This window comes from Shimia marina, from assembly GCF_001458175.1.
In the GTDB taxonomy this organism is placed as follows: domain Bacteria; phylum Pseudomonadota; class Alphaproteobacteria; order Rhodobacterales; family Rhodobacteraceae; genus Shimia; species Shimia marina.
On record NZ_CYPW01000027.1, the window covers coordinates 431,721 to 444,505 of the forward strand.

Genomic DNA, 12,785 nt, shown 5'->3' on the forward strand with positions numbered 1-12,785 from the left:
ACTGGGAACAAAGAAGGGCAGTGGATGATGTTGCGCGGAGTATTGGCGGGGGCGTTCTGGGGCGTCATCTTGGTGGGCGGTGTGTTGTCGGCGGTGTCATTGTTGTTGCCACTGCCAGCGACGGTCACGCCGCAGACATCGGCTGAGGCTCCCAAAGATCGGTCACAAGTGGCCCCTGTGAGCGGTGCTTTGCAGGACACGTCGGAGGCGGACACCACGGTCGAAGCTGCGCCCGCTGCGGATGCGCCAAGCCAGGCTGGTGGAGATCAGCCCCCTTTGAGTGATACTGAGTCTGCGCCCAAACCGGAAACCGGTGGTGTTGAGGCGGCTTTGGCGGCCCCAGTGGCACCGCAGGGTGGCGGTGCCGTGGCTGTTGAGGCAGAGAGCCCTGTGTTGCCAAACCCACAGGCGCAAAACCCGGAAGCGCCTGATGTGGAAACTGAGTTGTCGATTTCTACAAATCCCGCGCAGCCTTCTGCGCCAGAGGTTGCAGCCAGCGAAGCTTTTGTGACGCCTGAGGCCGCGCCTGAAGTGCCAGCGCAGGCGGAGGACGCACCGCTTGAGACCGCGACAGAGGGCAGCGCAGATGACAGCGGCGCTGACGGTGGTGACGCGCTTGTTTCAGAGGCGGTGCCGAGTCCTGAGGCCGAAGATGTGACGCCGCGCGCTGAGGCTGAGGAGGCGCCTGCACCCGCTGAGACTGCGGAAACCATGATCAAACCTGCAGGCGATCTGAATGAGGCTTTCCCGCAGCATAAATCCACACGCTTGCCAACCGTTGGGGTGGCGGCAGAGAACGCAGAGGCCCCGGCACCGAGGGCGTCGCGCCCGGTAGAGGCCAATGCAGAAGCTTTTGAAAACCCCGATCAAAAGCCGTTGATGGCGATTGTGCTGGTGGATGCCGGAGCACAGGAGTTTGACATGGAAGCTCTCACCAGCTTTCCGTATCCGGTCAGCATCGCTGTCAGTACGCTGGATCCGCAGGTCGGACAAAAGGTGGAAACCTATCGGTCCCAAGGGCTGGAGGTACTTGCGATGATTGATCTGCCTGCGGAAGCAGAGGCGGCGGATGTCGAGCAGGCCATGCAGGCGCATTTGTCGGTTTCTGACCAGTTTGTAGGGGTGGTCGAAGGTCTGGAAGAAGGGCTGCAAAGCAGCAAGGTGATCAGTGATCAGGTCACGGAAGCTTTGATGGGCAGTGGCCATGGGCTTTTGATGTTCACAAACGGGCTTAATACCGCACAAAAGCTTGCGGCCAAAGAAGGGGTGCCTTCCGCCAGCGTGTTCCGTGATTTCGATGACAAAGGGCAGACATCCGCTGTGATGCGGCGTTTTCTGGATCAGGCGGCGTTCAAGGCCGCGCAGGAGGATGGTGTTGTCATGGTGGGGCGTCTGCGGGATGAGACGCTTTCGGCGCTGCTTTTGTGGGCGTTGCAGGATCGGATCAACACCGTTGCTCTGGGCCCGGTGTCTGCGCTGTTTGATACCATCAATTGACCAGAACGAACCCGTTGAAATGAAAAAGCCGGTACAGATCTGTACCGGCTTTTGTATGTCTTCAGCGCCTTTATTGAGAGATCTTGACGCGCGGGATGGGCTTTGTGGTGAGCGCGTCTGGCCAGCCGATGAAACGCTCTATAGCGACAAGCGCAAGGCAGGCCAGAATGACGCCAAAGACGAGTTTGACGCGTGTTTCAGACGGTGGGTTGCGTGCCCAGCGGCTCATGCGAATGAGATGTCTGAAATTCATGGCGCGTCCTCATGGGGGAGGTTGGGCAAAATCTAGGAGATCTGCCCGGTTGATGCAAACTGCGCGATGATCAGCTGCCTTCGACGAAGCGCACTTTGCCGATGAAAGGCAGGTTACGGTTGCGTTGGGCGTAGTCGATCCCATAGCCCACGACAAATTCATCGGGAATTGAAAAGCCGATCCAATCCGCAGCGATATCAGCTTCACGGCGGCTGGGTTTATCAAGCAGGGCGATGGTTTTGATCTTGCGAGGGTTGCGCGCTTTCAGCAGGTGCAACACATGGGTCAGCGTATGGCCGGTGTCGACAATATCTTCGACAACCAAAACATCGCGCCCTTCAATTTCACCTCGTAAGTCTTTGAAAATACGAACCTCACGGCTGCTTTCCATGGCGTTTCCGTAAGAGGATGCCTCCAGAAAGTCGACCTCAACGGGCAGGTTCAGCTCTCGCACGAGATCGGCGATAAAGACAAAAGAGCCGCGCAGAAGACCGACGACGATCAGTTTGTCGGTGTCCCGATATTCGGCTGTGATCTCTTTGCAGAGCTCTTCGATACGGGCAGCAATCGACTTTGCGGAGATCATTTCATCGATGACATATGGACGCTCTGACATGAGACCCTCTTGATTTTCACCATCATGCGCCGCTATGTGCGGCAAACGGGGCCGTTCTTAGCGGGGACGCTGCGGCCTGTCACGCAAAAACAGGCCCGCGAGAGCAAGACATTATGCCGACGCATTCAGAGACACGCACACTGCCATATAGCGCCCAACAGATGTACGATTTGGTGGCGGATGTGGCGTCATATCCGAAGTTTCTGCCGTGGTGCGCCGCTGCGCGGATCCGATCCTGTCGTCCGATTGAGACCGATTGGGGCGCCTCTGAGGAGATGCTGGCGGATCTGGTGATCTCTTTCAAAGTGTTCCGCGAGCGGTTTGGCAGCCGCGTGATTTTATGCCCGGACGCCAAGCATATTGATACCGAATACCTGGATGGTCCGTTCAAATATATGAAATCCACCTGGGATTTTGCCGATGTTGACGATGGTGTTGAAGTGAAGTTCTTTGTGGATTTTGAATTCAAGAACATCATTTTGCAAAAGGCTATTGGGCTTGTGTTTTTTGAGGCCATGAACCGTATCGTTGCCGCTTTTGAACAGCGTGCTGAGGCGCTTTACGCCTGAGCTTTAGCGCCTGTTCCGCGGCGCGTGTTGTCGAGCAGCTTGCGGAATTTGGGGCATTCAAAGTGGTCGTCATGGGGGCAGTGGGCGATGTGGTGCAGCACTTTGGACAGGGCTTGCAACTCAGCAATCTGCTGATCCACGTGACGTGCCTTTGCTGAGAACGCGGCACGATCCAGCGCTATAGATTTAACTGTCGGCATCATGGACGACACGTCCTTGAGCGAAAACTGTGCGTTTTGTGCCATTGTGATGAAGGCCAGCCTCTCGAGCACCTCTGGATCATATTGGCGACGCAGCCCGTTTTTGCCTGCAGGGCGGATCAGCCCGCGTTTTTCATAGTAGCGTAGTGTGGAAGGGGGCAGACCGGTTTTTTCGGCGACCTCAGCGATGTCGAGTATTTTGGCTTTCACGATCTTGACCTAAACTGCACTTCAAGTTGCATGGTCATCAGACGCATGTGAATCAGGAGGCGTCAATGGAAGAAGCGTTTTGGCAGGACCGCTGGAAAAAACAGCAGATCGGATTTCATGAGGCGGCTCCAAATCCGCTTTTGACAGCGCATTTTAAAGCGCTGGATATTTTCGCACATGCGGCGGTCTTTGTGCCGCTTTGTGGCAAGACGCTCGACATCGACTGGCTCTTGGCGTGCGGGCACCCGGTGGTGGGTGTCGAGTTTCATGAAGCGGCCATTCAGGAGGTGTTTGCCCGGCTGGAACTGGTGCCTGAGATTTCTGAGGTTGCGGGGCTGACGCGATATCACGCCGGGGATCTGACACTCTATTGCGGAGATTTTTTCTCGCTGCGCCGCGGCCATCTGCCGAGCGTTGGGGCGGTGTTTGATCGAGCTGCCTTGGTGGCCGTGGCGCCTGCGCAGCGGCAGGCCTATGTGGATCATATCCGCCTGCTGAGCGATGAGGCGCCTATCCTGCTGGTGTCGTTTGATTATGACCCTTCTTTGAAGGCCGGGCCTCCCTTTAGCGTTTCAGGGGCGGAAATTGATCGGTTGATGCGGGGCATCATGACGCGAGGTGTGTTGCAGAGTACCCCGATTACCAGCCCACCAAAGGCGGTTGGGCATGGGGTTGAGGAAGTTCATCTGCTGCGCAGGCAGTGATTTTTGAGAGAAAAAGGGCGACTCGTGTGTGAGCCGCCCTTTTTCTGTTGTGTTTGATTGTTATGGGTAAGGCGCGCTTTAGGAGGCGATGTCGTAGGCGCGTTCGCCGTGGGCAGAGAGATCCAGCCCATTGACTTCGCTTTCTTCATCCACCCGAAGCGGGGTGACCAAGCCAACCAGTTTGACGAGCACAACCGTCACCACAAAGGTGAAGATGCCGACAACAGCCAAAGCGCCCAGCTGCGCCAGCCATGTGCCTTCACCAAAGACAGCAATCATGATGGTGCCAAAGATACCGCCCACACCGTGTACGGCGAAGACATCCAAGGTGTCGTCAATCTTCAATCCATTGCGCACAACATTGACCGCTTCCTGACAGAGCACGCCTGCGATTGCACCAATGATCAACGCTTCGATGGGACCCACAAAACCCGACGCAGGTGTGATGGAGGCAAGACCTGCGATGGTGCCGGTCACGAGGCCCACAAGGGAGGCTTTGCCGTATTTGATGCGTTCCCAAAGCGCCCAAGTCAGCGAGGCGGTGGCGGCGGAGATATGGGTTACGGTCAGAGCCATGGCAGCGCCGCCATCAGCGGCGAGCTGGGAGCCGCCGTTGAAGCCAAACCAGCCCACCCAAAGCATTGCGGCGCCGATCATGACCATCCATGGGGCATGTGGTGGCGTGGTGCGGTGTTTGCGCGCGCCGAGCATGACGGCGATCACCAGAGCGGCAATGCCAGCGGTTTCATGCACCACGATGCCACCGGCAAAGTCGCGCACGCCGATCTCGCCAAAGATCCCGCCATCCGCCATCATGCCGCCGCCCCAGATCCAATGCACAACGGGGGCATAGCACAGCAGCATCCAAAGTCCGGAGAACAGCAGGACAAAGCCAAAGCCGATCCGCTCGACATAGGCGCCAACAATCAGCGCGGGGGTGATGATGGCGAAGGTCATCTGAAAGGCGAAGAACAGGATTTCGGGCAGGGTGCCGGAGAGGCTTTCTGTTGTGACGCCGGAGAGGGCCATTTTGCTCAGGCCGCCCCAGGGGGATGTTGCGCCACCCTCATTGCCGAAGGCGATTGTGTAGCCGAATACGAGCCACAAAACGCTCATCAAACAGGCGATGGCATAGGTTTGCATAAAGACGCTGAGCACATTTCTGGCGCGGACAAGCCCGCCGTAGAAAAGTGCCAGTCCCGGTAGTGTCATGAAGAGCACCAAGGCCGTGGCCACGATGATCCATGCGGTGTCCGCTCCGTTCATTTCTCTTCCCTTTTGTCTCGTGAGTGATGGTTTTTTGGTCAAAGAGACGAAAAACCATGCAGGACAAAGGAAAGCCTGTGCGGAGAGCGCCTTAAAATCATGCATTTTGCAACATGATTAAAAATAAGGCTCTTAAAGTGGTGTGGTGTTTAAATTTACATCAAGCAGTGGATGTGCCCGCCAGAATGAGCGTCAATGCGTGATTCCGCGCGGCGATACGGACCTTGTCCCGTCCCAACGCACCAAACTCAATTGTCTCCGTGCGACAGGCCGCGTGGGTGGCGAGGCCAAAACAGACGCGCCCTTCCGGTTTGAACTCAGAACCGCCGGGGCCTGCGATGCCAGTGATGGAGACAGCGATATCAGCCTCAGAATGTGCAAGCGCCCCAAGAGCCATTTCGTGTGCCACCTCCTCTGAGACGGCTCCGACCGCGTCGAGCGTTGCCTGCTGGACGCCCAGCATCTCGACTTTGGCCTGATTGGTGTATGTCACAAAACCGCGTTCAAAAGAAGCGGAGCTGCCGGGGATATCGGTGAGCGCAGCGGCCACCATGCCTCCTGTGCAGCTTTCGGCGGTGGCAATGCGCAGATCAGCGGCGCGACAGGCCGCGAGGAGTGCAGTGACATCCACCATCAGATCAGCACCATATGATAGAGCGCCGCGGCTGCCATGGTGGCGAAGCCTGCAAAGATCCCTGCCCAGATGTCATCCAGCATCACACCGATGGGATCATGGCGTCGGTCCGCACGTCCCACAAGCCATGGCTTGCGGATGTCAAACAGGCGGAAAAACAGGAAGGCGGCCACGGGGCCGGGCCAGACCATGGACATATCGCGCATCGCAAATGCGATGGCCGGGAACAAAAGCGCAATCCACATGCCCGCCACTTCGTCGATGACGATTTCAGAGGGGTCCTCGCCGGGTTTGTCAGAGAGCTCCCGATTACAGGACCAAAAGCCTGCGAGAATGGCCAAACCTGTGAGCACGATCAGAAGCCAGACGCCGACATAGCGTTCAGCGGCCCAACCGATGATCAGCGCGGCCAGCGATCCCCAGGTGCCGGGCGCAAAGGGCAGTCGGCCGACGCCAAAGAAAGTTGCAATCAAATTGCTCATGCGTTCACTCAATTTGCCACTGGGCGCGGCAATCCTTCCTTTGTGGCCACTGAGGCCGCTATGTGTCTTTCCGGAATCTGGTTTCCCGGAGAGGGGTACTTATATCTCTTTTGCTGCCTATCACAATTTGCAGCGCTGATCCCAAAGTGGGTTCTTATCTGCACATCGGATCGATTCAGTGTTGCGGGCAATGTGCGTTAACTTGGGGGCTGGCTGCAAGGTGATGAGCATCCGTTCAGCGACGCTTTTTAAAGCGGTGCATTTCACTATTTGTCTGGCGCGGGGGAGATTGAGTCTCTTGGATACCAAAAACACCTATAGCGAGAATCTCTGAGACGCCGATGAATGAGGCAATTTAGAGGTCTGCCGTGTAGAAGCTGCAAGTCTGAGTGGCAATTGCCCCTATGTGTTTGCTTAAATAATGAGCATATGCGAGTTATTGCCAAAATTATCACCACGCCTTCATTGAGTTCGATCTAGGGGTCAGCTACGCCGGAGGTGCTGCACAAGGATTAAGCACGTGACCGTTCAAGTCGCACATCTAACGCTAACACCTCCAGTTTTCCTGGCGCCATTGGCAGGCATCACGGATCGCCCTTTCCGCGATCTGGTGAGCCGCTTTGGGGCCGGGCTTGTGGTGAGTGAAATGGTCGCCAGCCAGGAGATGGTTCAGGCGAAGCCAGGGGTTCGGGAACGTGCGGAGCTGGGGTTTGGGAATGCGACCACATCCGTGCAGTTGGCAGGGCGTGAGGCCCATTGGATGGCGGAAGCCGCCCGTCAGGTCGAAGCCAATGGGGCGACGCTGATTGATATCAATATGGGATGCCCTGCAAAGAAGGTGACCAGTGCGAGCGGTGCGGGGGCCAGCGGGTCAGCCCTGATGAAAGATCTGGATCATGCGCTGACGCTGATTGAGGCCGTGGTGGGAGCCGTTGATATTCCTGTGACGCTGAAAACCCGGCTGGGCTGGGATGATACGATGCTGAATGCTCCTGAGCTTGCCCGCCGCGCAGAGGATGCCGGCGTGCAAATGCTGACGATACACGGGCGCACGCGGTGTCAGTTTTATAAAGGGGCGGCCGACTGGGCGGCCATCAAGGGTGTCAAACATGCTGTGTCGATCCCGGTGATTGCCAACGGCGATATCGTTGATCTGGCGTCGGCCAAAGCGGCGCTTGCCGCTTCGGGTGCAGATGGCGTGATGGTGGGGCGCGGTGCGCAGGGCAAACCCTGGATTCTGGCGCAGCTTGCTGCAGCGCTTTTCGGGGGCGATGCGCCTGTTACGCCAGAAGGTGCTGCATTGGTTGCAATGGTGCAGGGGCACTATGAGGCCATGTTGTCTTTCTATGGCACAGATTTGGGGTTGCGCGTCGCACGTAAGCATCTGGGTTGGTACATGGATGGTGTCGGCACAGAAGCGGGATTGCGCCGCCGCGTACAGACAAGCCGTGATCCGCAGGAGGTTCTTGCACTTTTGCAAGAGGCATTGATGCCGACTGACGGAGCGCCCGACACAACAACTTCAGGAAATAAAGAGGCGGCATGAACGCGCAAAACCCCATATGGAATTCCTTGCCGGTGCCGGCACTGGTGGTGGATGACACGGATCAGATTTTGCGGATCAATCCTGCTGCTGAGACCTTTCTTAATGCCTCTGCCAAAGCGATGGTTGGGCAGCCAATCTGGGACAAGGTGATGATTGATGCGCCTTTGGAAGAGGCGTTTCACCGGGCGCGTGAACATGGCACGCCCTTATTCGTCAATGACGCAGATGTTGGCACGGGCGATGGCCCGCCCGTGCAATGCAATCTTCAGATCGCCCCGCTGGCCGATGCGCCGGGGGAGATGCTGTTTTTGATTTCCAGCCGGGAACTCGCGGGGCGTATGACGCGCAGCCAAGGGGTCAAATCCTCGGCAAAATCCGCCATAGGCATGGCGGAAATGCTTGCCCATGAGATCAAGAACCCGCTTGCTGGGATCACCGGTGCGGCGCAGCTTCTGTCCATGAACCTAAGCCCCGATGATTTGCAACTGACGGATCTGATCGTGGCGGAGAGCCGCCGGATCGTGAAGTTGCTGGAGCAGGTGGAACAATTTGGCAATCTGTCCTTGCCACAGCGCAAGCCGGTCAACATTCACGATGTTCTGGATCGGGCGCGGCGGTCGGCTTTGGTCAGCTATGGTGCACATATGTCGATCATTGAGGACTATGATCCCTCATTGCCGCCCGCCGAGGGGGATGCGGATCAGCTTTTACAGGTGATCCTGAACCTGCTGAAGAATGCGTCAGAGGCCGCCGAAAAAATGGGTGAGATCCGCATTCGGACTTACTATGAGCATTCTTTCAGGTTGCGCCGCTCTGATGGCAGTGGCCAGCCATTGCCGCTGCAGATTGAGATCATTGATGATGGTCCCGGTCTGCCTCGTGATCTGGAAGGGGACGTTTTTGATCCCTTCGTGTCCGGGCGTGAAAATGGCACCGGGCTTGGGCTTGCTCTGGTCAGCAAAATTATCTCAGACCATGGCGGTCTGATCTCGGTGAACAGCGTGCCCGGGCGCACGGTGTTCAAACTGTCGCTGCCTCGCGCCAGTAAAGAAACCCTTTTGAAATATGAGGAGAGCCTCTGATGGATGGCACTGTTCTTGTCGCAGATGACGATCGCACAATCCGCACGGTTTTGACCCAGGCGCTGACGCGCGCAGGGTGCAAAGTGCATGCAACGTCCTCGCTCACAACTCTGATGCGTTGGGTCGGGGAAGGCAAAGGCGATGTGGTGATCACAGATGTGATGATGCCAGACGGGAACGGTTTGGAGATGTTGCCAAAAATCTCAGAGGATCGCCCCGGATTGCCGGTGATTGTGATTTCTGCGCAAAACACCATCATGACCGCGATTCAGGCCGCAGAAGCAGAGGCTTATGACTATCTGCCCAAGCCGTTTGACCTGCCTGATCTGATGAAGCGCACCGGCAAAGCGCTCGAGCAGAAACGGCGCGCACCGGCTGCCCCGGTGGCGGAGGATGAACGCCCTGATGAGTTGCCGCTTGTGGGGCGCACACCGGCGATGCAGGCGCTTTATCGTTTGGTGGCCCGTGTGATGAACACCGATCTGCCGGTCTTGATTTCGGGCGAAAGCGGTACGGGGAAATCGCTGATTGCCAAAGAAGTGCATGATTTCTCGGACCGGCGTAATCTGCCCTTTGTGGTGGTGAATGCGTCTGAGTTGAGCGACCTTGAAGGTCCGGCGCGGGTGTTGGCCAAGGCCAAGGGCGGCACAATTCTGTTTGATGAGATTGGTGATATTGATGATGAAATGCAGGCGCGGATTGTGCGCATGATTGACGCGCCGGGCGATCAGAACCCGCGCTTCATGGCCACCAGCCAAGTTAATCTCAATACGGCCATGGAAAATGGCTCGGTGCGTCAGGATCTCTACTATCGCCTGAACGGTGCGGCGCTACATGTGCCTGCCTTACGTGAGCGCGTGGATGATATTCCGTTGCTGGTGGAGCATTTTCTGCACCGCTCTGAGCGCGAAGGGGCGCCCATGCGGGTTTTCTCCGAAGATGCGATGGAGCTGTTTCGCGCCTATAGCTGGCCGGGCAATGTGCGCCAGTTGGAAAACGCTGTGCGGCGGCTTGTGTTGACGGCTCAGGCGGAAGAAGTCACCTTGTCTGAAGCGGAAATGGTTTTGGGAGCGCAGCCTCAGGCCGGGCCATTGCTGGGCGGTGAAGACAGCGAGAAGCTCTCTGCAAGTGTGGCGCGCCATCTGCGCCGGTATTTTGATCTGCATGGCAATATGCTGCCACCTGCGGGGCTATACGCGCGGATTCTGCGCGAAATAGAGCTGCCTCTGATAGAAATCGCTTTGGATGCGACGGGTGGAAATCAGGCAAAATGCGCTGATCTTTTGGGGATCAACCGGAATACGCTTCGTAAAAAGATCACTGATTTGGATATTCACGTGACACGCCGTCGCAAATTGATGTAAAAACGCCACATAAGCGTGGCGCGAGGGCCGCAGTTCTTAGAAAAGCTCTGTGACCTTGAAGATGCCACTGGATATGGCGGTGGGCCGCGAAAGCGGTACCAAATCAATTGAGGTAGTCGGGTGTCTAGCCGGACAGTGACCAGTCATTGGGCGCGTTTTCAGCGCCTGCGACGACAGAGGCGTGTTCAGAATGCCGCAACTTTGGGCCTCGTTGTGTTGGGGCCTGTGCTGGCATTGGCCACGTTTCTTGTTCTGGGGCCTTTTGATCTTGGGGCTTCGTCAAGCGCGCTGCGTGCGATTCTGCTTGTGGATTTTGTCTATGTTTTGTCCGTGGCTGCGTTGGTTCTGCAGAACGTGGTGCGTGCAATTGCGTCACGGCGCGCGCGGTCTGCCGGATCAAGGCTGCATCTGCGACTGACAGGGGCCTTTACGGTGCTGGCGATTGTGCCAGCCGTTACAGTGGCGGTTTTTGCCGGGCTGACGTTGAATATCGGTCTGGAAGGGTGGTTTAGCGAGCGGGTGCGCCAGGTGGTTGGCAACTCTCTTTCTGCTGCGCAGGCCTATGAAGAAGAGCACATCGAAGCGCTTAAGGAAGATGCTGCGGCGCTTGCAGATTTCCTGAATGCACAGCGGCGCGCGACCTATTTTATGGATTCCGGGGAGTTGCGCGTTCTGCTGGCGGCGGGGCAGGTGCAAATTCAACGCGGATTGAAGGAAGCCTTTGTCATTGACGGAACGGGGGAAATCCGTGCGCGTGGCGAGCGGTCCTATTTGTTTGATTTTGAACAGCCCAGCGAAGCGCAAATGGCGGAAGCCCTTGAGCAGGGTTATGCCATTATTCGTGATCTTGAAAACAACGAGATGCGCGCACTGGTGCGGCTGGACGCTTTTGTGGACCGGTTCCTCTACATCAGTCGCGAAGTTGATGCAGAGATCTTTCAACTGCTGGACGACACGCAGGCCAGTGCCATGCTGTATTCGCAATTGGAGAGCGAACGTGGACGGCGGTTGTTTGAATTTGGCCTGATCTACCTCGGCTTTGCGCTTATTCTCGTGTTGGCAGCGATCTGGATGGGCATGTGGTTTGCCGAGCGTCTTTCACGACCTGTTGGACGTTTGACCAGCGCGGCGCAGCGCGTTGGGGGAGGAGATCTTGATGTGCGCGTTGTGGAGGAGGAAGGCGACGATGAAATCGCCATGCTCAGCCGTTACTTCAACCAAATGACGCGGCAATTGAAGGTGCAGCGTCAAACGCTGTTGGACAATACACGCCAGATTGATCGCCGCCGCCGCATGTTTGATTCCGTTTTGAGCTCTGTGACCTCAGGTGTTGTTGGGCTGGATGCCGAAGGCAAGGTGGCCTTTGTCAATAAATCGGCGGAAAGCCTGTTGGAGTGGGCTGATGATCGGCAGGATATGCCGCTTACTTTGGCTGTGCCTGAATTTGGTCTGATGTTTGAAAACCTATGTGACAGCGGCAAGGAAGTGTCTCAGGAAGAGATCAAAGTCTCGCGCTCCGGACGGCTGGAAAACCTACTTGTGCGCATGTCCACGCGTCGCCGCGATGACGGATCGCTTGAAGGCTATGTTGTCGCCTTTGATGACGTCACATCGCTTGTGACCGCGCAGCGTATGGCGGCTTGGGGCGATGTGGCGCGCCGTATCGCGCATGAAATCAAAAACCCGCTGACACCGATCCAGTTGAGTGCGGAGCGTATTCGCCGGAAGTTTGCCAGCCGTGTGGGGGAGGAGAGTGATCAATTGGAGCAGATGACAGATGTGATCGTGCGCCAGACAAATGATTTGCGCCGCATTGTCGATGAATTCTCAAAATTTGCACGGATGCCCGAGCCGGAGCGCAGACCGGTTGATGTGGTGGAACTGGTGTCTGGGGCGGTGTTGTTGCAGGAGGCTGGTCAGCCGGACGTGCGGTTTGTGCGCGATATTTGTTCAGGGCCATTGGCGGCTGAACTGGACGCGACAATGATTTCGCAGGCTTTGACAAACCTTATCAAAAATGCCGGAGAAGCCATTGAAACTTTGATGGAAAAATCTGCTCCGGATGGGTTTGTCCCGGAAATACACATTGATCTTTCTGTGGAAGGGCGCGATGCGATTGTCTGTATTGCAGACAATGGTATTGGCCTGCCTGAAGATCGTGCCAAACTTTTTGAGCCCTATGTGACAACACGTGACAAGGGCACCGGGCTTGGTCTGCCCATCGTGAAAAAGATCATCGAAGAACACGGGGGCCAGCTCTCTTTGCTGGATGCTCCGGTGTTTGAAAACAATGCCCACTTTGGAGCCATGGCGCAGATGCGCCTGCCGCTGACAGAGTCAGCGGTCTCCTCGGCGGAATAGA

General features: G+C 56.8%; 13 protein-coding genes. 7 read left to right on the top strand and 6 right to left on the bottom strand.

Going from position 1 to position 12,785, the window contains the following annotated elements:
• Positions 1–27: 27 nt before the first annotated feature.
• Entirely contained in the window at positions 28–1,497 is a 1,470-nt protein-coding gene (locus SHM7688_RS14725; protein ID WP_158500703.1) for a divergent polysaccharide deacetylase family protein, read from the top strand.
• A gap of 70 nt (positions 1,498–1,567) precedes the next feature.
• On the opposite strand, the gene SHM7688_RS14730 is transcribed toward SHM7688_RS14725, so the two are convergent.
• Positions 1,568–1,750: a hypothetical protein gene (locus tag SHM7688_RS14730; protein WP_058240694.1), complete on the bottom strand. Its 183-nt coding sequence runs from the start codon at positions 1,748–1,750 to the stop codon at positions 1,568–1,570.
• Between the two features lie 70 nt (positions 1,751–1,820).
• On the bottom strand, positions 1,821–2,366 hold the full coding sequence (gene hpt / locus SHM7688_RS14735; RefSeq protein WP_058240695.1) for a hypoxanthine phosphoribosyltransferase: 546 nt from the start codon (positions 2,364–2,366) through the stop codon (positions 1,821–1,823).
• Between the two features lie 113 nt (positions 2,367–2,479).
• Here hpt and SHM7688_RS14740 point away from each other — a divergent pair, with 113 nt between their 5' ends.
• Complete coding sequence (locus SHM7688_RS14740) at positions 2,480–2,935, top strand: type II toxin-antitoxin system RatA family toxin (RefSeq protein WP_058240696.1); 456 nt, start codon at positions 2,480–2,482, stop codon at positions 2,933–2,935.
• Here the strand turns inward: SHM7688_RS14740 and SHM7688_RS14745 are convergent.
• Positions 2,926–3,345 (bottom strand): helix-turn-helix domain-containing protein, encoded by a 420-nt coding sequence (locus SHM7688_RS14745; protein ID WP_199556624.1) that lies wholly within the window; start codon positions 3,343–3,345, stop codon positions 2,926–2,928. The genes SHM7688_RS14740 and SHM7688_RS14745 overlap by 10 nt on opposite strands.
• Before the next feature lie 65 nt (positions 3,346–3,410).
• On the opposite strand from SHM7688_RS14745, the gene SHM7688_RS14750 reads away from it, so the two are divergent.
• A complete protein-coding gene (locus SHM7688_RS14750) occupies positions 3,411–4,049 on the top strand; it encodes a class I SAM-dependent methyltransferase (RefSeq protein WP_058240697.1) in 639 nt (212 codons plus the stop codon).
• 78 nt (positions 4,050–4,127) lie between these two features.
• On the opposite strand, the gene SHM7688_RS14755 is transcribed toward SHM7688_RS14750, so the two are convergent.
• The 3 genes from SHM7688_RS14755 to SHM7688_RS14765 all read right to left on the bottom strand — a co-directional run bounded on the left by SHM7688_RS14755 (position 4,128) and on the right by SHM7688_RS14765 (position 6,431).
• On the bottom strand, positions 4,128–5,315 hold the full coding sequence (locus tag SHM7688_RS14755) for an ammonium transporter (protein ID WP_058240698.1): 1,188 nt from the start codon (positions 5,313–5,315) through the stop codon (positions 4,128–4,130).
• Between the two features lie 160 nt (positions 5,316–5,475).
• A complete protein-coding gene (locus tag SHM7688_RS14760; RefSeq protein ID WP_058240699.1) occupies positions 5,476–5,949 on the bottom strand; it encodes a CinA family protein in 474 nt (157 codons plus the stop codon).
• Positions 5,949–6,431: a phosphatidylglycerophosphatase A family protein gene (locus SHM7688_RS14765; RefSeq protein WP_058240700.1), complete on the bottom strand. Its 483-nt coding sequence runs from the start codon at positions 6,429–6,431 to the stop codon at positions 5,949–5,951. Before SHM7688_RS14765 ends, SHM7688_RS14760 begins: the two co-directional genes overlap by 1 nt.
• 520 nt (positions 6,432–6,951) lie before the next feature.
• On the opposite strand from SHM7688_RS14765, the gene dusB reads away from it, so the two are divergent.
• The 4 genes from dusB to SHM7688_RS14785 all read left to right on the top strand — a co-directional run bounded on the left by dusB (position 6,952) and on the right by SHM7688_RS14785 (position 12,784).
• Complete coding sequence (dusB, locus tag SHM7688_RS14770) at positions 6,952–7,977, top strand: tRNA dihydrouridine synthase DusB (protein WP_058240701.1); 1,026 nt, start codon at positions 6,952–6,954, stop codon at positions 7,975–7,977.
• Entirely contained in the window at positions 7,974–9,059 is a 1,086-nt protein-coding gene (locus SHM7688_RS14775) for a two-component system sensor histidine kinase NtrB (protein WP_058240702.1), read from the top strand. The genes dusB and SHM7688_RS14775 overlap by 4 nt, the downstream gene beginning before the upstream one ends.
• Positions 9,059–10,423 (top strand): response regulator, encoded by a 1,365-nt coding sequence (locus SHM7688_RS14780; protein ID WP_058240703.1) that lies wholly within the window; start codon positions 9,059–9,061, stop codon positions 10,421–10,423. The genes SHM7688_RS14775 and SHM7688_RS14780 overlap by 1 nt, the downstream gene beginning before the upstream one ends.
• A gap of 120 nt (positions 10,424–10,543) precedes the next feature.
• The gene (locus SHM7688_RS14785) at positions 10,544–12,784 is read left to right on the top strand and encodes a sensor histidine kinase NtrY-like (protein ID WP_058240704.1); all 2,241 of its coding nucleotides are present in this window, start codon (positions 10,544–10,546) and stop codon (positions 12,782–12,784) included.
• The last annotated feature ends 1 nt before the right edge of the window (position 12,785 follow it).